At 43.9% G+C, this 20,263-nt stretch carries 15 protein-coding genes; 5 read left to right on the top strand and 10 right to left on the bottom strand.

The annotated features are described in order from the left end of the window. Window positions 1-64: 64 nt before the first annotated feature. The gene (gene clpB / locus R8G66_28205) at window positions 65-2,698 is read right to left on the bottom strand and encodes an ATP-dependent chaperone ClpB (protein ID MDW3196289.1); all 2,634 of its coding nucleotides are present in this window, start codon (window positions 2,696-2,698) and stop codon (window positions 65-67) included. Window positions 2,699-2,970: 272 nt separating this feature from the next. On the opposite strand from clpB, the gene R8G66_28200 reads away from it, so the two are divergent. Genes R8G66_28200 through R8G66_28190 form a run of 3 tightly spaced genes read left to right on the top strand, consistent with a single transcriptional unit; the run spans window position 2,971 to window position 7,999 of the window. Continuing rightward, complete coding sequence (locus R8G66_28200; protein MDW3196288.1) at window positions 2,971-4,089, top strand: TRAP transporter substrate-binding protein; 1,119 nt, start codon at window positions 2,971-2,973, stop codon at window positions 4,087-4,089. A gap of 4 nt (window positions 4,090-4,093) precedes the next feature. Beyond that, window positions 4,094-4,795 (top strand): DUF6090 family protein, encoded by a 702-nt coding sequence (locus R8G66_28195; GenBank protein MDW3196287.1) that lies wholly within the window; start codon window positions 4,094-4,096, stop codon window positions 4,793-4,795. Between the two features lie 27 nt (window positions 4,796-4,822). Then, window positions 4,823-7,999, top strand: coding sequence for a S41 family peptidase (locus R8G66_28190; GenBank protein ID MDW3196286.1), 3,177 nt, complete (start codon window positions 4,823-4,825; stop codon window positions 7,997-7,999). 93 nt (window positions 8,000-8,092) lie between these two features. On the opposite strand, the gene R8G66_28185 is transcribed toward R8G66_28190, so the two are convergent. The 5 genes from R8G66_28185 to R8G66_28165 form a co-directional block, all read right to left on the bottom strand. Further along, window positions 8,093-8,410 carry a rhodanese-like domain-containing protein gene (locus tag R8G66_28185; GenBank protein ID MDW3196285.1) on the bottom strand — a complete coding sequence of 106 codons (318 nt, stop codon included), beginning with the start codon at window positions 8,408-8,410 and terminating at the stop codon, window positions 8,093-8,095. Window positions 8,411-8,437: 27 nt separating this feature from the next. Then, window positions 8,438-9,502, bottom strand: coding sequence for a Fic family protein (locus R8G66_28180; protein MDW3196284.1), 1,065 nt, complete (start codon window positions 9,500-9,502; stop codon window positions 8,438-8,440). Window positions 9,503-9,580: 78 nt separating this feature from the next. After that, the gene (locus R8G66_28175) at window positions 9,581-10,651 is read right to left on the bottom strand and encodes a prolyl oligopeptidase family serine peptidase (GenBank protein ID MDW3196283.1); all 1,071 of its coding nucleotides are present in this window, start codon (window positions 10,649-10,651) and stop codon (window positions 9,581-9,583) included. A 134-nt stretch (window positions 10,652-10,785) separates the two neighbouring features. Next, window positions 10,786-12,087, bottom strand: a complete 1,302-nt coding sequence (locus R8G66_28170) for a TRAP transporter large permease subunit (GenBank protein MDW3196282.1) — start codon at window positions 12,085-12,087, stop codon at window positions 10,786-10,788. Further along, window positions 12,087-12,584 (bottom strand): TRAP transporter small permease subunit, encoded by a 498-nt coding sequence (locus R8G66_28165; GenBank protein ID MDW3196281.1) that lies wholly within the window; start codon window positions 12,582-12,584, stop codon window positions 12,087-12,089. The genes R8G66_28170 and R8G66_28165 overlap by 1 nt, the downstream gene beginning before the upstream one ends. A gap of 82 nt (window positions 12,585-12,666) precedes the next feature. On the opposite strand from R8G66_28165, the gene rlmN reads away from it, so the two are divergent. Then, entirely contained in the window at window positions 12,667-13,707 is a 1,041-nt protein-coding gene (gene rlmN, locus R8G66_28160; protein ID MDW3196280.1) for a 23S rRNA (adenine(2503)-C(2))-methyltransferase RlmN, read from the top strand. Between the two features lie 90 nt (window positions 13,708-13,797). On the opposite strand, the gene R8G66_28155 is transcribed toward rlmN, so the two are convergent. Genes R8G66_28155 through R8G66_28140 form a run of 4 tightly spaced genes read right to left on the bottom strand, consistent with a single transcriptional unit; the run spans window position 13,798 to window position 17,705 of the window. Next, a complete protein-coding gene (locus tag R8G66_28155; GenBank protein ID MDW3196279.1) occupies window positions 13,798-14,724 on the bottom strand; it encodes a rhomboid family intramembrane serine protease in 927 nt (308 codons plus the stop codon). Between the two features lie 3 nt (window positions 14,725-14,727). Next, window positions 14,728-15,513 carry a rhomboid family intramembrane serine protease gene (locus tag R8G66_28150; protein MDW3196278.1) on the bottom strand — a complete coding sequence of 262 codons (786 nt, stop codon included), beginning with the start codon at window positions 15,511-15,513 and terminating at the stop codon, window positions 14,728-14,730. A gap of 3 nt (window positions 15,514-15,516) precedes the next feature. After that, a complete protein-coding gene (gene mutL / locus R8G66_28145; GenBank protein MDW3196277.1) occupies window positions 15,517-17,364 on the bottom strand; it encodes a DNA mismatch repair endonuclease MutL in 1,848 nt (615 codons plus the stop codon). Window positions 17,365-17,369: 5 nt separating this feature from the next. Next, entirely contained in the window at window positions 17,370-17,705 is a 336-nt protein-coding gene (locus R8G66_28140) for a hypothetical protein (protein MDW3196276.1), read from the bottom strand. A 169-nt stretch (window positions 17,706-17,874) separates the two neighbouring features. Here R8G66_28140 and R8G66_28135 point away from each other — a divergent pair, with 169 nt between their 5' ends. Beyond that, complete coding sequence (locus R8G66_28135) at window positions 17,875-20,214, top strand: serine hydrolase (GenBank protein ID MDW3196275.1); 2,340 nt, start codon at window positions 17,875-17,877, stop codon at window positions 20,212-20,214. Window positions 20,215-20,263 lie beyond the last annotated feature (49 nt).

The following is a 20,263-nucleotide window of genomic DNA, read 5'->3' as shown; positions in this document are numbered from 1 at the left end:
GGGCTTACTTTTGTCATCCTGATCTTCTCGCAAGTCACCCTGAGCCCGCGGGCTTGTCGAAGGGTTAACTATCAGACGAATCAGTTGAAAGTTCTACCTCATCCAAATTAATGAACTCGATCAGCTGATCATCATTCAACGTGATCCCGATCAAAGAATCCTTGGCAATTTTTCCAGCCAGTATCTCCTTGGACAACTCATTTAGAATTTCCCGTTGGAGCAGCCTTTTCAAGGGACGAGCTCCAAACTGCGGATCAAAGCCTGCCTTGCCAATATGTGCCAATGCCTTGTCATCTGCTTCGATCTTGATGCCATTTTCAGCCAAACGTTTCTGGATCAATTTGAATTGGATGCCCACAATTTTCAAAAGATCTTCCGTACTCAAAGGTTGGAACATGATCGTTTCATCGATCCGGTTCAGAAACTCGGGCCTTACTGACTGTTTCAACAGATCGAATACGGCATTTTTAGTATCCTCAACCACTTCGTCCTTGTTCCAATCCTCCATCTTATTGAAGTTCTCCTGGATCACGTGCGAACCGATATTGGTGGTCATGATGATGATCGTATTCTTGAAATTGGCCAGACGTCCCTTATTATCCGTCAGGCGACCATCATCCAGTACCTGCAACAGGATATTGAAAACGTCCGGATGTGCCTTCTCAATCTCATCCAACAAAATAACACTGTAAGGCTTTCTTCGAACTGCTTCGGTTAATTGTCCGCCCTCATCATAACCGACATAACCAGGAGGCGCTCCAATTAATCGGCTGACAGCATGTCTTTCCTGATACTCGGACATATCAATACGAACCATGGCATTCTCATCATTGAAGAGGTAATCTGCCAGGGCCTTGGCCAACTCCGTTTTTCCTACACCAGTTGTGCCCAGGAAGATAAAGGATCCAATCGGTCGTTTAGGATCATGTAATCCAGCACGACTTCTGCGTACCGCATCCGAAACTGCTACGATTGCCTCTTTTTGTCCGGCGACACGTTTGCCAAGTTCATCCTCCAATTGCAGGAGTTTCTCACGATCACTTTGCAACATTTTGGAAACAGGTACTCCTGTCCACTTCGCCACGACTTCCGCGATATCCTCGCTATCGACCACTTCTTTCAGCAATGAATCTGATCCCTGGATCTCGTCCAGTTGCTTTTTGAAATCCTCGAGTTTTTTCTCGGCATCTACAATCTTACCATACCGAATCTCCGCTACGCGGCCGAAATCGCCGGCTTTTTCTAACTGCTCCGCTTCCAGCTTATATGCCTCGATATTTTCTTTTTCCTGACGAAGCCCCTGGATCACGCTTTTCTCATTTTCCCACTTGGCTTTCAATTCACTGCGCGAGCTTTCAAATTCCGCAATCTCTTTGCTTAGTTCGGCTTCTTTCGTTTTATCCTTCTCTCGTCGGATGGCTTCCCGCTCGATCTCCAGCTGCATGATCTTTCGATTCAGTTCGTCCAGTTCTTCCGGTAAAGAATCAATTTCAATCCTCAACTTGGAAGCCGCCTCATCCATCAGGTCAATTGCCTTATCCGGCAGGAAACGATCGGCGATATATCTGTTGGATAGCTCTACTGCTGAAATTACCGCATCATCCTTGATCTGTACTCCGTGGTGGATCTCATATTTATCCTTGATCCCTCGCAAGATCGAAATTGCGTCTTGTACGCCAGGTTCATCGATGGTCACTGACTGAAAACGACGCTCAAGTGCTTTGTCTTTTTCAATGTACTTCTGATACTCATTGAGTGTTGTTGCACCAATGGCATGTAGTTCACCTCGTGCCAGGGCAGGTTTTAGCAGGTTAGCCGCATCCATGGCGCCATCACCTCCGCTACCTGCCCCGATCAACGTGTGAATCTCATCTATAAATAAGATTATCTCACCCTCGCTCTCCGTTACCTCTTTGATCACCGATTTGAGGCGTTCTTCAAATTCGCCTTTGAATTTGGCTCCGGCGACCAACAATCCCATGTCGAGTGAAATAATCGTCTTGGTCTTGAGGTTTTCAGGTACATCTCCGTCCACGATCCGTTGGGCCATTCCTTCTACGATGGCCGTCTTGCCCACTCCGGGTTCCCCAAGCAGCATAGGGTTATTCTTTGTCCGGCGGGCCAGGATCTGTAGCACTCTCCTGATCTCCTCATCACGGCCTATGACCGGGTCAATTTTCCCCACCTTGGCCAGTTCATTTAAATTCTTTGAATATCGCTCCAGCGAACGATATTTCGATTCTGCATTTTGATCTGTGACTGTATCTCCACCTCGCAATTCCTTTATGGCCTGGATCAATATTTTTTCTTCAAATCCGGCATCCTTCAATAACTGAGCGATTTGATCTGCTCCTGCCAACAGGCCGAGGAAAATATGCTCAACAGCCACAAACTCATCTCCGAATTCCTTCAGGTATTGTTCAGCTTTCTGAAGTGCGGCATGTGCCTGATTGGATAAGAATGGCTGCCCTCCTGAAACTTTTGGAAAGTTGGAAACAATCTCCGCGAGTTTTGTGTCCATTGTGGCTTTCGTTGCTCCGGTCTTTTTGAAAATAAAAGCAATCAGGTTTTCATCGGATTGCAGGATCGCCTGCAGGATGTGCCCCGTTTCAATGACTTGTTGTCCATTACCGGCAGCAATTTCCGTTGCCTTTTGCAAGGCCTCCTGTGACTTTATGGTGTAATGGTTAAAATTCATCGCTTTTAGTATTTGATTGGCCAATGATCAAAACGTGTTCCAAGGTGAATTTTATGTAAAAACAAGACATATTGTCTTTATTTTTTGTTAGGAGCGAAGAAATTAAGACATAATGGCAGTGGATGTCTGATCTGAATGATAGGAATGCTCAAGTATGCTGTTGATCGCAATTGGTATATTTGATTGACCAAGAATGCTTAATTGCCGTTCAAAGCAATTAATGATCATGTTTACACCCTTAACGAATAAATTGCCCGCTTTAACTCAACCACATGTCGGATCAATCTAATCGAAGAAAGTTTGTCAAAGACCTGGGCTTAGGTTCAGTTGCAGGCCTTACTGGTCTTGCTGCATGTGCGCCAGAGAAAAAGGAAACTTTGGACGTTCCCAACATCAATTTCAATAAAACCTACCGCTGGAAAATGACCACTACCTGGCCACCGAATTTTCCGGTGGTCGGTGAAGGCTGCCAGATGATGGCAGAGTGGGTTCGTATAATGTCGGGAGGTCGTCTGGACATTACGGTTTACGGAGGGGGAGAATTGATCCCAGCTCTGGAAGGGTTTGACGCAGTGAGTAATGGTGCGGTGGAAATGAACCACGGAGCAGCGTATTATTGGGCAGGAAAATTGCCAGCAGCTCAGTTCTTTGCGGCAGTACCCTTCGGGATGAATGCCCAACAAATGGGGTCCTGGATCTTATCCGGTGGCGGTCAGGAATTATGGGAAGAATTATACGATCCCTTCGATTTGCTTCCGATCCTTTGTGGGAATACCGGTGTTCAAATGGGTGGTTGGTTCAACAAGGAAATCCAAACCATCGATGACTTGAAGGGCTTGAAAATGAGAATACCTGGCCTTGGAGGAAAGGTACTGGCCAAATCTGGCGGTACTCCATTACTGGTTTCTGGAGGGGAGATTTATACCAACCTCGAAAGAGGAGTCATTGATGCGACAGAATGGATAGGCCCGCTACACGACTATAAAATGGGCTTCCACAAGGTCGCAAAATACTACTATTATCCAGGTTGGCACGAACCCGGTCCGGTACTGGAAATGATGATCAATAAACCCAAGTTTAAGGCATTGCCTGAAGATTTACAGGAAATATTGAGAACAGCATGTATCAGATTGAGCCGTTGGATGATGGCAGAGTTTGATGCCCGAAATGGAGAATATTTAGCCAAGCTACAGGAGGAAGGAGTGACCCTAAAAGTATTCCCAAAAGAAGTACTTGAAGTGCTCAAGAAAAATACGGATGAGGTCATTGCAGATCTCTGTGAGAAAGACCCCAAGAGTAGAAAGGTTTACGAAGCATTTTCTGCTTTTAAGGAAAATGTTGGTAGCTGGATGGATGTCAGTGAAAAGGTATTCTTCGAATATTTGAATTGATCTAATGAAGCGCTTATTCAAGACTTTTGCCGAGAAATGGCCAGAATATTTGCTGGAAATTTTGGTGATTACTTTGGGTATTCTGGGCGCTTACGTACTGAACAACTGGAACGAAACCAGAAAGTCTAATCGCGCTACCATGCAAGCGTTGGAAAATGTCATGCGTGACCTAAGGCAAGACTCGGTTGAGTTTCAATTGCATGAACAAAATTCTAACCAACTGGCCCTAAACCTGACCAGGACGATTGAAAACGTACTCGAAGGAGGATCTGATGATTCACTCGAATTTTATTATAACCGTAGTAAGGGATTTTACTTTGGGGTAGTGCACAACAGCGCCTTTAAATCCATGAATCAGCTAGGCTTGATGCCTAATGTTCGGGATGGACGGCTAAAACTGAGCCTGATGAGGTATTTCGATTTTACTCAGGAATTCGTGATTGAATATCGAGAATTTGAGTATAAACGACAACAATCAAGTGTGCACCTCATTGTAACGGACCCTGCAATTGATATGAATACTACGACGATTGAAGACTTACAACTTGATTACCAAAAAGTGAGGGAGATTCTGCAACAGCCCACCAATTTGAAAAGATTGTACGATTACCGCGGTGTTCAGCGCTTTTTGGTTGAAAGAGCCAAGAGCTACAGAAAAGCGAATGCTGACTTATTGACCGATCTAAGATCCTATTTGAACGACTAAAACAAGAACCAATTACGAATTAATTCAATGAAAAACGTAAAAATGATGATCGGGCTATTGACCCTGTTTGTGCTTTCTGGACAGTTAATGGCCCAGCCATTAATCATGCAACCGTCCATCAGCCCCGATGGACAATTGATTGCTTTTTCCTATCAAGGAGATCTTTGGACCGTAGGCGTAAATGGAGGTAGGGCCAGTCGCCTTACGATCCATGAAGGCTATGATGGAAACCCAAGATGGTCGAATGATGGGAATCAGATCTATTTCCAGAGTGACCGTTTCGGGAACAACGACATTTTCTTGATGAGTGCCGGAGGCGGTATTCCTACACGGTTAACCTTTCACAGCGGCAATGACGACCTGATGAGCATACAGGAAAATGGCAATGCCTTGTTCGGCACCCGGAGAATTTATGCTCAGGTCGAACGATCCAGGGAAATTTATGAAGTTTCGGCAAGTGGTGGAACACCCACGAGATATATGGATGCCATGGGTTTTGATGCGGTGGTGTCTCCCGATGGAAGTAAAGTCGCTTTTGTGAGAGGAACTTGTAGGATTGCCCGGGAAGCCTACCGTGGACCTGCCAACCGTGATGTATGGGTTTGGGACCGAAATGCAGATTCTTATCAGCAACTGACGACTTTCGATGGGAATGACTTCAGCCCATTATGGCTGAATGACAATGAATTGTTGTTCCTTTCTGCTCGATCAGGACGCTATAATGTACACCGTGCCAACCTATCAGGTGAAATCAGTCAGCTAACACAATTATCTGATAATGGTATCAATTCAATCAGCTTGAGCACCACAGCTCAGAAGGTGATTTATCAAGCCATGGATCAAGTAGCTGCATATGATCTGAGTTCAGGACAAACCCAAAGCATTTCCATTCAGGTAGCATCTGATGCCAGATATGATCAGGTTTCTGATAAAACCATCTCCAATCGTGTATCTGAGTTTGCGATTTCCCCAAATGGCAAATACATGGCTTATGTACATCGAGGTGAAATCTTTTTAACAAGAAACGATAAGGAAGATAGCCGCAGCGTCCGAATCACGAATAATCCTGCAAATGATCGGTCTGTGAAATGGCTAAATGATGAAAAGCTTATTTTCACTTCAGATCGCAATGGACAGTACGATTTGTTCATGGCTGAGTCTTCGGATGAAGAGGAAAAAGACCTTTTCAAAACGTTTAGGAGAACTGTAAAACAAATAGACAAAACTTCTGAAGAAGAATTTGCTCCAATATTGTCACCCGATAAATCAAAGCTTGCTTACAGACAAGGTCGAGGCAAACTGATCGTGGCTGATATTTCTGAAGAAGGAAAGCTATCCAATAAGAAAACGTTAGTAGAAGGCTGGGCCACACCAAATGGTGTCGCATGGTCACCCGATAGCAAGTGGCTTGCCTATGGTTTGTCAGACCTGTACTTCAATCAGGAGATCTACATTCACAAAGCTGACGATTCAGAAGAGCCGATCAATGTGAGCATGCACCCTAAAGGTGACGGGAATCCTGTCTGGAGTCCTGATGGCTCGAAATTGGGCTTCATTTCTTCTCGTAACAATGGTGACCAGGACGTTTGGTTTGCCTGGTTGAAAAAGTCGGACTGGGAGAAGGCGCGTGAAAACTGGAAACGTGAAGAGAAAGAAGGGTCGGATGACAAAAAGAAGGATGAAGAATCTGAAGTAGTCATCGAGATCGATCCAAAGATTTATCAAAGATTGGAGCAAGTCACGGCTTATTCCGGCAATGAAGGTGATATGGTCTTTGATAAGTCTGGCAACTGGATTTACTATTCACTCAATGGGAGTGGCCGTACCAATGCTTCGGTAGAGCGGAATCTGTATAAGATCAAGTGGGATGGTACGAAAAAGAAGGAAGTCTACGGAGGAGGAAAATCTCCACGGAGAATACGATTAGACGAGAAGCAAGAATCAGTGCTGTTTCTGACCACCGGAGGCAAGGTAGTTACTATGAAAACCAAGGACGATAAGGCGAGCAACTTGACGGTTTCTAGTAAGATATCAATTGATCACGTTGCGGAGCGGGAACAAATTTTCGAAGAGGCCTGGAGAGGTTTAAATGCAGGTTTTTATGATCCTAATTTCCATGGACAGGATTGGGAAGCCTTGAAAAAGAAATATAAACCTGTGGCTTTGAAAGCCAGCACTACTGAAGATTTCGGATATTTCTACAACAACTTGTTAGGCCAGCTCAATTCCAGTCATATGGGCCTCAGAAGTAACAATGAGTTGAAGGAAACGCAACGTGAAAGAACCGGACAGCTCGGGATCGAGGGAAAGAACGTCAAAAAAGGATTTGAAGTAACCCGTGTATTGTCAGGAAGCCCAGCCGATAAAGAGGAGAGTAAACTCAATGTTGGTGATGTGATCCAGACCATCAATCAGGAACCTGTTACAGCAAGTACCAATGTTTATGAATTGTTGAAAGCGTCTTCAGACAATCCGGTACTGCTTGAGGTTGATCGAAACAAGAAGGTGGAAGATGTAGTCATTTGGCCAGTCCGTTCTTTGAATTCCGAATTGTATGATGATTGGGTAGAGGAAAGAAGAAGACTGACTGATCAATATTCTAATGGCCGACTGGGCTATTTGCATATTCGAGGCATGAATTGGACCAGTTTTGAGCGTTTTGAGCGTGAGCTAACAGCTGCAGGTCAGGGCAAAGAAGGCATTGTGATCGATGTACGTTACAATGGTGGAGGCTGGACCACCGACTACTTAATGGCGGTTCTCAATGTGGAGCAACATGCGTATACGGTTCCAAGGGGAGCTGCTAAAGACCTGCAAGCGGAAAATAAGAATTTTGCAGAGACCTATCCTTTCTCTGAAAGATTACCCTTAGCAAGCTGGACTAAGCCTTCCGTGGCTTTGTGCAACGAGAGTAGCTATTCTAATGCGGAGATTTTCTCCCATGCATACAAGCACTTGGGTATTGGAAAATTAGTAGGAAAAGCGACTTTCGGTGCAGTGATTTCTACTGGGGGAATGGGATTGATTGATGGCTCATTTGTAAGAATGCCTTTCCGTGCCTGGTATGTGAAAGCAACCGGGGAAAACATGGAGCATGGCCCTGCCGTACCACACATTGAATTAGAAAACCCACCAGCATATAAAGCCAAAAAAGAGGATCCACAATTACAAAAAGCAGTGGAGACTTTGTTGGGAGATTTATAAGAAGGAGTACGTCATACCGGTTTCTTTAGTCTTAATTTTAAAAAAGGCTAAAGAATACCGGTATCTCTTTTATAATTTTTTGTTCTTACATTCTCAATACTTCGGCACCGTCGAATCAATCTCATCTGACCATGCGAGGATACCACCTACCAGATTGTACAGGTTGTCATATCCATGATTCTGCTCCAGGAATCGGATCACGTCCGCACTTCGCTTACCACTTCGGCATTGCACAATCACTTGTTTGTCTTTTGAGAACTTGTCGACATTTTCAGGAACAGAACCCATAGGGATCAATTCCCCATTGATATTCGCGAACTCAAATTCATTGGGCTCTCGCACATCGACCAATTGGAAATCTGCCCCATCGTCGATCAATTGTTTCAGTTCTTTAACAGTTAGTTCTTTCATCTTATTGAAATATTATCTTTTATTTCTTTATGTCAATTCAAGGTGCTCTCGAAGTGATTCAATGCATTCATCGACTACCAGTTCATATAAATATTCATGGTTGGCGTCGCTTTGCACGGCATCTAATGCTTCGTAATACCTGGCCCTGCTTTCTGTTGAACCCTTAATATTAGCTCTGGTATAACCATGCCGCATAAGGATTAAGTTCATCACCAACCTGGCAGTTCTTCCATTTCCATCAATAAATGGATGAATGCTTACCAGGCGCTCGTGCATCTCCGCTGCCATGATCACAGGGTGTAGCCTTTTACGATGGAATTGATAGAATTGGAAATAGTCAAGCATCATGGGTTCCAGTCGGTGTGGCTGCGGCAATTCATTGGTACTTCCGGATATTCGAACGGGTACCTTTCGGTAAACCCCAGCATTCTCAGTATCAATTCCTTTTAGGATCAGCCGATGGATATCAAGGATATTCCTTTTATTCAAATTAAGTTTAGCCAGCACCAAATCCGCTACATAATCGATGGCTTCTGCATGATTTACGGCCTCCAGATGTTCCTGCATGGATTTGTCACCGATCGTCAATCCTTTATTGATGATTAAGTCTGTCTCTCTGAGTGAAAGGGTATTTCCTTCGATTCGATTGCTTTCAAAAGTGTATTGAATATCGAAGTATTCACGAAGGCGTTTCAAATGAGAAGGTCCCAGTGGATGCTTGCTTTGCCACTTTGCTTTTAACTCATCAATTTGAATCAATTTGCTTTGAATACGAGGTGAAATTTTGGGAAATTCCAAAACGGCTTTGCTCGACAAATATTCAACTCTTTCTTCGGCTACCATCATCGCTTCGATAGCGATGGGTTCATATTGAACAACTTTCACAATTTTCTCCGCCAACCAGTGTACACGTAATTCTTGTGGATCTGTGTTGAGCCCGCTGGCCAGCGCGGTGAGTTGCTGATCTGTAGGTAATCGGGAACCTTTCTCAAAACGGCTTAGTAGGGTTTGGTCTATAAGGGTTTTGGCAGCAAGCTCTTTGAGTTTTAGTCCTTGTTGCTCTCGATACGCCTTTATCTTCTCGCCAAACATGACAATAAAACTATTGACATTTTCTGTCAATTTGCCTAAATGACTTCTTTTCTCTCGGTATTTGTCAGGTTACTTTATTCAAAAGCGATAAGCGGCTTTCCGCAGATCTTTAACAGAGTTAAATTTTTTAGGTGGGTTAAGGTAGCCTCCGAGGAATTTGTAGATCTTCAAACGGACTTCCTGGGCTTTTTTGGAGTCAATTCGATCGAAGGAATGACCTCCGGGAATATCTTGATAGATTTCATACTCGAATTTTTTGCCTTCTGCTTTTAGTGACTTGATCAAATGTTCGACTTCCAACACATTTACGTCCGCATCATTTGTATTGGTATGAATAAGGAGTGGTGTTTCTAATTTGTGTGCTTGCCATGCTGGTGAGCGTTTTTTGTATTCTTCCACATCTGCATAAGCGGACTTTCCGATGTGATAATCCACAGAATACAAATCGCGGTAGCCTTGCGTCTTATAACCCATCCTCGCAATCAAATCACTAACTGGAACACCAGCATAAGCCACTTTATAGTCTTTCGGATGATCGAAGATGTTCATCAGTGTGATAAGACCACCATGGCTCCATCCGAAGATGCCGATCCTACTTTCATCTACAATGTCATAGTTTTCGACCATATAATTCCTTGAAGCATAGACATCCTCGACTTCTAGTCCACCATAATCAATGGACTGATAGAACCCGCGACCATAGCCGGTGCTACCACGGTATTCTGCAGCCACGACAATGTATTGTTGCGCCATCAATTCACGGATGATGTGTGTGTAGTACGTGTTGAAGTTGCTATGAACACCTCCGTGAGGGAGTACCAATAGTGGGTACTTTTTTGACGGATCTATTCCTTTTGGTATAAAAACATAGGACTGGAAACGAAATGGATTCCCATAGCCTTGCCTCGTTTTATTCTTTTCAACACGATCTGCTTTGGGAGGCCCAGTTAGGTATACTTTATCGATATATGCTACATCTCCAACCTTATCGTACCAAAGTACATCGTCTAGTTGTTTTCGGACAATGTCAAAACTGTGTCGTAGATTGGCAACCTGGTTTCGCAGCTGTTCGATTTCTCCCTGTACTTCTTGAGCAATGGACAGATGACAAATCATTACCAGCAGGATCAATAGTTTAAGATGCTTCATGGTCATTGATTAGGTGAATTGGCCTTAGTGCCTACAATATTGACTAACGACCTCTCTCAAGTTAGGTAGTAATGTTTGTATCGGAGCTAGTTATATGTTGGAGCCCAATATATTTTTTTGACCGGGAATCAAGGTCAGAAAATAGCAGTCACCTGGGGGAATTGGATCAGTATGAAAAGGAAAATAAGTTGGATAATCACAAAAGGGATGATGCCTTTATAGATGTCCGTGGTTTTGACTTCTGGTGGTGCTAACCCTTTTAGGTAGAATAAAGCGAATCCAAAAGGTGGGGTAAGGAATGACGTTTGAAGATTAATGGCTAATAAGATACCGATCCAAACCAGATCTACACCTAAAGCAACGAAAACCGGAGCTACAATAGGCACGATAATGAAGATGATTTCGATAAAGTCAATGAAAAATCCAGCGACGAAGACCAGCAACATGACCACTAATAGGAACTGCGAGGATGAAAAGTTGGAGCTCTCGATGATGGAAAGAAAATAGCGGTCTCCTTCCAATCCACGGAAGACCAAAGAGAAAGCTGTCGCTCCAACCAGGATCATGAACACCATTGAGGTGATTTTGGTCGTTTCCTGGCTTACCTCTTTTAGGATTTTAATATTGAGTTTCTTGTTGATCAGTGTGAGAATGATGGCTCCAAAAGCTCCTACGCCCGCTGCTTCCGTTGGAGAGGCGATGCCCGCGAAAATGGAACCCAGCACGGCCAGGACCAGAAGAAACGGAAACAAAAATGTCTTTACCATTTCGAAGTTGAGGCCTTGTTTTCTAAAAGCAGCCAATTCTTCGGCAGGCACGATGGGGACTTCCTGCGGTCTTACTTTGGCGTAGACCAACACATAGAAGATGTATATGAAAACAAGAGAAACGCCTGGTATGACTGCTGCAAGAAAGAGGTCTCCAACCGAGACATTCAATACGCTACCTAAGAGGACCAATACCACCGAAGGAGGAATGATTTGGCCTAAGGTTCCAGAGGAAGCAATGACTCCCGTTGCAATGCCTTTTCCATAGCCTTTTTTTAGCATCGTGGGCAGGCTGATCAATCCCATGGTTACTACGGTTGCTCCAACAATTCCTGTGGAGGCAGCTAACAAACCTCCCACCAGAATGACAGCTATAGCCAGACCGCCTCTGAAGCGACCGAATATCAAACTCATGGTTTCCAGCAGCCGTTCGGCAAGTCCGGATTTCTCCAGCATCATGCCCATAAATACGAATAGCGGGACCGCCAACAATACGAAATTGTTCATGATACCGTAAACTCGGAGCGCTAGCAGATAGAAAAACTGAATGTCAAAGATCCAAAGTCCGGCCAAAATAGAAATGCCACCTAAAGTGAAAGCCACCGGATAACCGAATAACATCGACAGAAAAATGACCGCAAACAGTAGTATAGGAAGGTACTCTAGCATTACTTCTGGGTTAGGGTCAGGGTGGAGGTGAGTAAGGTGGAGATGCCTTGCAAGCCAAGTAATAGAAAACTGATTGGAATGCAGCTTTTAATGATATATCGGGCAGGAAGGCCTCCGGGGTCGGGACTCGTTTCGCCAATGTTCAGCGAATTGAGAGCGAATTCAAGGCTTTCAATGAAACCGACAACACAAAAAGGTAATAGCAGAATAAGTGTTCCAAGCAGGTTAACCACAGCTTTTCCCTTCTCTGAAAATTTTTGATAAAACAGATCGACACGAACATGCTGATCGTTTTTAAAAGTCCATCCGGCACCGAGCAAGAACAGCGCGGCAAAAAGATGCCATTCCAATTCAAAGACCGCAGGGCTGGAAAACTGGAATACATACCTTAAAAAAACATCGACGACAATTAGTAAGACCAGTATCAGAGCCATCCAGGAAATGGTCTGGCCAATGAGGTCATTGAAGCGATTGATGATTTGGCTGATGAACTTCATGAATGCGGCTAAAGTTAACTAATGCCGTGGATTACAAAGGTTAAGATCTTTTCAGCGGTACTTTACTACTAACTTTGCACCTATGAGTAAGGACATACGTCTGCTTTCGTTACCCTCCATTACGGAATATGTTTTGTCAGTTGGAGAAAAAGCTTTTAGAGCCAAACAGATCTGGGAATGGCTGTGGGTGAAATCTGCCCATTCTTTTGATGATATGTCTAACCTGTCGAAGGGTTTCCGAGAAAAACTGAAAGAAGACTTTGTGATCAATGGATTGGAAGTTGCCAATTCTCAATTGTCCTCAGATGGTACGATCAAGTCTGCCTTCAAATTGCACGATGAAGAGTTGATTGAGGGAGTCTTAATACCAGCAGATGATCGGATGACGGCTTGCGTATCTTCACAGGTGGGTTGCTCACTTTCCTGTAAGTTTTGCGCAACCGGGTACATGGACCGGAAGAGAAACCTTGATCCTGGAGAGATTTATGATCAGGTGGTGGCGATTGATCAGCAAGCCAAAACCAATTATGATCAGCCGCTTTCCAACATCGTGTTCATGGGAATGGGCGAGCCTCTGTTGAACTATAAGAATATGCTTCAGGGTATTGATCGAATTACAGCGGAGGATGGACTCAACATGTCTCCGAAGCGGATCACTGTTTCAACAGCAGGTATTGCCAAGATGATTACCAAATTGGCGCAAGATCAGGTGAAGTTTAATCTGGCTTTGTCGCTACATGCAGCCAATGATCATAAGCGCAATCAGATCATGCCGATCAATGAGTCCAATACACTGGAAGCGCTAAAAGATGCCTTGTTGACTTTCTATCGTACCACTGGAAATAAGATCACGTTTGAGTACATCGTATTCAATAATTTCAATGATGAAATCAGTGATGCCCGGGAACTATGGCAGTTTGCAAAGCAAATTCCATCTAAGATCAACATCATTGAATACAATCCGATTTCGGAAGCAGACTTCCTGAACGCCAAAGGAGATAAGATTGATCAGTTTGCAGACTTTCTGAGAAACAAAGGATTGATTGTGAATGTCCGAAGAAGCCGGGGGAAAGACATTGATGCCGCTTGCGGCCAGCTAGCCAATAAATCAAAAGCTTCCTGAAAAATTTGAGGTCACCTTGATGTTCATGTCAGATTGAGCCTGTCGAAATCTCATGCCCCTCAGTGTTACTCGGAGAGAACGTCGAGGAAACTACTTCTTACTCGCATTAAACAATTGCTGCTTTTCTTCCTTCGAAAGACTCTCGTAACCAGATTGTGAGATCTTGTCCAGAATCGCATCTATTTGCTCTTGACTGGCTTCTCCTGAACTTTTAGCAGCAGATTTTCTGACCGGACGGCTTTTGACTGTTTTCGCTTTTTCGCTACGGTGCGTCACTTTGATGTTGGAAGGTTTCTTGAAGAAACTCTGAATAAAGTCCGTGAATCGGATCACCCATCCACCAATATCATTGCCATTTTGCAATTGCTTCACATACAAATAGCCAATAAAAGCACCTCCGAGGTGAGCAATATTTCCGCCAGCATTCGTACCAACCGATCCAAGGAAGGAAAGGAAAATGGTTACTGCTGCGATGTATTTGATTTTGACAGGACCTAGAAACAACAAGTAAAAAGTGTAGTTCGGCGACAGAGTGGCAGCAGCCACAGTAACCGCATAAACGGCTGCAGATGCACCTACCATGCCTTTTACGCTGGGAGCAGATTCAACATAGAAAGGAATCACATTATACACGAAGAGATAAGCCAATCCTCCTGCAAGTACACCCATTACGTAGATACTGATCACTTTTTGATTGCCCAGATATTCGAGGATCAATCTTGAAAACCAGTAAAAAATCAGCATATTGAACAGGATGTGGAAAATTCCTCCAAGACTATGTGCGAACCCGTAGGTGAAGAGCGTCCACGGACGCATCAGGAAGTCAGTCAGAATCGGCGGAATAGAGAACTGATTATATACTACCTCAAAAAAGCCCTGTGCTCCACCCAACCGGGAAAAGACCAATAAAATTGCCAGAAACAAGTAGACAATGACATTGATTATGATCAGCTGGGCCGGAGAGTTATTTGGCTTGTTCCAGGCGTTTTTAAAATCGTCGAGAATGCTATTTGTCATGGGTTAATAAAATCGATTACTCTGGGAGCTCCAGTATCTTATCAAAATGTATGCGATCGCTGCACCACCTAAGTGAGCAAGGTGCGCAATATTATCTCCGGGAACCCGGTTGAGTTCGGCCCAAACCTCATATATGATCAATGCCGAAACGACATACTTTACTTTTATCGGAAATAGGAAATAAATGTAAACCAGAGAATTGGGGAATAGTAGCAGTAAGGCCATTAATATACCATAAATAGCGCCTGAAGCACCGACCATAGGTACATTGATGTAAGCTGATGATACTTGATCTACAAAGATTCTCGCTTGATTTTGTAGTGACTGATCATCGGGGTTTTCAAAGTAATCATCTGAAAACCGATCCAACTGCTGGTTAGCCGCATTGGCATAATCAAGTACAAAAATTCTGAATTTCTCAGGATTTGGATCTGCATAAAATTCATCTCGTTGATCTACAATTTGACCTTTTTCAATAAAGTCTGCCGTTCCAAAAAGGACACCCCCACCGATACCGCAAGCCAAATAGAAAATCAGAAAACGCTTTGAACCCCAGACATTTTCCAGCATCGGACCAGCAAAAAACAGAATTAGCATGTTGCCGAAGATGTGCCGAAACCCACCATGCAACCACATGTAAGTAAAAATCTGATAAGGCTGGAAATAATCCGAAAATACTACCCTTAAAGCAAAGAAATGATCAAGAGATATTCCTGTAATGCTTTGGAGTAATGCTATTCCTATATTGATGATCAACAAATTCTTGACCATCGGTGTGATTCTAAACATGCGCTATTCCTTAAAAAAGCTTGAGATCCTGTCCAATCCCAAAACTACGAAAATTGAATTTCCATTAGGTGTATAGTTGGGCTGTTCGCACGCGAAAAGTCGGTCGATCAGCTCATCGGTCTCCTTTTGGTTCAGGATTTTTCCTTTCCGCATAGAAGTTCGCACAGCAAGAGATCTTGCCAGGTTCTCATGATGCTCGAGCTGCAATTCTTCTTTGTTCTGCTTGAACTGTTCTAACAATCCTTCCAATACTTCCTTTTCATTTTGCCCCGACAGATCAGCCGGGACTCCATTGATGACCAGACTACTTTGCCCGAATTCATCAATATCAAACCCTAAAGCCCTGATTTCTTCCGATAATTCTTTGATCAAAGCAAAATCAGAGGGACTTAAATCAACTTGCTGTGGGAATAAACACGATTGAGATGCGCCTTTGTTTCCTTTCAGCTCCGATAAATATTTTTCGTAAAGAATCCGTTCATGAGCTGCACATTGATCAATGATGACCATGCCCGACTTTACTTGCCGGATGAGGTACTGACCATGTAGCTGTAAGGATTGGTTCCATTTCTCACTCGATTCCAGTTCGAGTCGACCTGTACTCAGATCACTTTTCAGGGTAACGATCTCGGCTTGAGGCCATTCCTGTTCTGCTTTTCTCAGCACAGCCAGGTCTTCCTGTTTGGCGACCTGATACAAGTCTTGCCAGTTTTCAATGCTTTTGTTGCTGGCTCCGGTATCGATCGATTTAAAATTGCTGTAATCCCGGTCCTTAGGGGTTATTTGTGTTGCTGACCGATCCAGATTAGTAGTGGCATAATTAAAATTAACATCTGCACTGAAATCCAGACTCGGAGCTACATTAAACTGAGAGAGTGCTTGTCTTACTGCCGATTGAATGATCCCATACAACAAGCGGTCATCCTGAAACTTTACCTCCGTTTTAGTCGGATGTACATTGATATCGACATTGGCCGTGTCCATTTCCAGAAACAGGACATAAAAAGGATGAAATCCTTCCGGCAACAAACTTTCGAATGCAGTATTAACTGCGTGATTCAGGTAATTATTCTTGATGAAACGATGATTCACGAAAAAGAACTGATCACCTCGTGTTTTCTTAGCAAATTCCGGTTTGCCTACATAACCTCGAATCTGTAGGTCAGACGTATCCTCCTGACAAGGGATCAATTGATTCTGATAATTCTTGCCAAATAATTGCACAATGCGCTTACTTAATTTCCCAGGTTCCAGCTGATGCACCTCTTTGTCATTATGGTACATGTTGAAGCTGATACCAGGATTGGCCAGTGCCACCCGATTGAATTCGTCTAGGATATGGCGAAGTTCTACGGGATTGGACTTGAGAAAATTCCTCCGCGCCGGAACATTATAAAATAGATTTTTCACACAGAGAGAAGTCCCCTCATTGGTAAAAACCGGCTCATTCTTCTTGATTTCTGAGCCATGGATAACGATTTCAGTACCTAATTCAGCTCCGCGCTTACGTGTCTTCAACTCGACTTGTGCCACCGCAGCAATGGAAGCCAATGCTTCACCGCGAAAACCCATGGTACGAATAGAAAACAAATCTTCTGATCGCCGGATCTTCGATGTAGCATGTCGTTCAAAACTCATGCGTGCATCGGAAGTACTCATGCCAACTCCATTGTCCAATACCCGGATCAATGACTTGCCCGATTCTCTTAAAATCAGGGAAATCTCAGTTGCCTCGGCATCAATACTATTTTCTAATAATTCTTTGACAACAGAGGCGGGGCGCTGAACAACTTCTCCAGCGGCAATTTGATTAGCAATACTTTCTGGTAGTAATCTGACTATGTCCTCCATTCAGATCAGCGGCGCTTAAACTTCCTAAAGCGAAAAAAGAAATAGATGGGGATACCTATGACGAATATATAAGCAACATCATTGCCCCAGTAAAGCCATCCAACAACTAGCAGTGACAAGATTGCAGCAATAGCTAGTTGAAGGACATTGGTACTCGGCATAGGTGCCGATCTTTTGGAAAATGAGATGTTTCCGGGACGGTAATCATCCGAGCCACTTCTCAATTCATTCCGGATCCGGGAGGTCCTTTCCTCCAATTCTTCCTTGATCGGATCGTAATGTCTGGGCTCGATGTGAAATTGCTTATTTCTTGGAAGTCTGATGAGTGAAGGCAGTCTCATGGCATGAATTGTTGTTGCTTACTTCTATTTTTACTGTTTTTTAGGCGCAAAGTTTTCGTGTTATGTCGAATTTAATGATATTTCGGCACAGAGATTTGTGTTTTTTCAAAATGCAGTCGTTACTCAACCAGTAAGAGATAGAAAACAGATCGCGCAGTGGCGCGTACCTATGAGCTTTCCAAAATTCCTCTTCTTTTGTATTTCGGTATTCCTATTTGCGTCGGCAAACGGTGCAAAACTCGAGGATATTTTCCTGGCGGGCAACCCGACTTCATACCTCAGCGATGCTTCCAGCAGAATTTGGCTGGATGCGACGAGCGATACTTCTTTGGTCAGACGAATCCCTTCTGAATACAAAGGTATTGTATTGAACAGCAATGGACTCAATCAGTTGAAGGATGTGAACCAGAAAGATTTCATTGTGGCGATCAGGTTGGGCGATCAATTAGACCTGCCGACTTATAATTTGCCGGGCCTAGCAACGCTGGCCACCATTACGGACCATCAAATATTAAGGCAATACCTCGAAAAGTACATTCAGCTTTTGTCCAGGGCAGGAGCCGATTATGTGCTTTTGCCGGACCTGACAAAATTCACAGACCCACAGGTGGATGTGCTCCGAAAATTGATAAGGATTGATAGCTCCTTTTTCCTGAGTGAAGACAGATTGCAAACCCTGGAGAAAGTAGGGAAGAAACAACTTCGACTGATCCTGGAACAGGATGGCATTGCTCTCATCAAACCAGAGGAGCTTCCCAGGCTTGCTAAATCATTGCGTAAGGTTCAGAAAAATCCAATGGCGCTTTCGACGTTGATCGCTAGTCGTGAGCGTCCTGATCATGTTATAATTCCTACCAAGCTGATCACGGCCATTTACCAGAATGCAGTAGTACATCTTTCGGCAGAAAAAAGTGTACTTCCGATACAGACCCGGGAAATTGCTTTGTTGACCAACAACCCACACGGACCATTAACATCTGAGTTGACCAAATATTTCGAGGTAAGAGATATCATTAGTCAACCTCCAAAGTATGGGCAAACCATTATTGTGGATGCAAGGACGAGCGCAGAAGCGTTTATGCCGTTCATTGAGCAATATCAGGAAGACCACAAGATCATTGCTTTGGTTTCCTCAAAAACTCCCACATTCGTTGACGCAGATGAGTTTCTCTACTTCGAAGAAAGCTTGCCATTGTATGACGAATTGATTCCCCAGATGTTATTTGGGGCAATTGGTGTGCTCGGAAGGAATTCAGGCGTGGCTACGCCTTTCGCGCATTTGCCATCTCAGATCATTCCTTCATTCGGAAAATTAAGATTTGCTGCTCCTGAATGGGAAGGGATGTCTTCGGATTCATTGGCACTTATTCAACAGCTGGCACAAGAAATGATCATTGAGCATGCGGCACCAGGTTGTCAGGTCACCGTACTCAAAGGAGGTTCTATCGTTTATGACAAGTCTTTCGGCTATTTGACTTATGATAGTTTGATTGCCGTACATAAGAACATCATTTACGACGTGGCGTCGGTAACTAAGGTCCTGGGAACACTATTGTGCGTCATGAGTCTGGAAGAGAAAGCAATGATCAACCTCGATGATTCGATCGGCGTTTACCTGCCGCAATATGTGAATTCCAACAAAGGACATATCACCTTGAAACAATTGTTGTCGCATCAGAGTGGTTTACGATCTTATGAGCCAATGTGGAAGCGGACCTTGAAGGGAGACTTTTTGGAGCCATTTAGTTATTATACCGCACAGGATGAAGAGGATGATCGCCGTTCTTACGGTTATCCTATCCATCCGGTCATGATGGACTCGATTCGAAGCTGGCTGATTCAATCACCTTTACTAGACAAAAAAGGAGAGTACCGATACAGCGATCTTGGCTTCATGATTTTGCAACAGGTAGTAGAATCTGTGACCCGAATGTCGATGGAGCGGTACTTATTTGAAAACTTCTATTATCCGATGGGACTCCATTACACAGTTTTCAACCCGCTGGAGAAGGGCTTTGAGATTTTTGAGATCGCACCAACCGAATTTGATAAATATTATCGGGATGAACTCGTCTGGGGTACCGTACACGATCGGAATGCGGCAATCAGCGGAGGAGTGGCCGGACATGCCGGTTTGTTTTCTTCATCGAAAGAGTTAGCGATCCTGATGCACATGGTGCTCAATGACGGCTATTATGGTGGTCGCCAATATTTGCAACCCGCTACGATCAATCGCTTCAATCAACGGTACTTCAAAGGGAACAGAAGAGCGCTTGGTTGGGATAAGCTTTCAGAATCTGTAGGCAATGTATCGGCACAAGTAAGTGAAGCAAGCTTTGGCCACACAGGGTTTACGGGGACAATGGTTTGGGCTGATCCTGCCAATGATCTGGTATTTACCTTCGTTTCCAACAGAATTTATCCCGAAGCAGAAAACCGCCGATTGATCACCAGAGACATTCGCAATCGTATTCAGGATGTCGTGTATCGATCGCTTGTTGAAGAATAATTAAAATTCCGCGAACATTTTTTTTGGACAAGGCGTTTAAGAATTACGA

This window comes from Cytophagales bacterium (assembly GCA_033344775.1).
Classification (GTDB): Bacteria; Bacteroidota; Bacteroidia; order Cytophagales; family Cyclobacteriaceae; genus JAWPMT01.
This window is presented reverse-complemented; position numbering and strand designations above follow the sequence as displayed.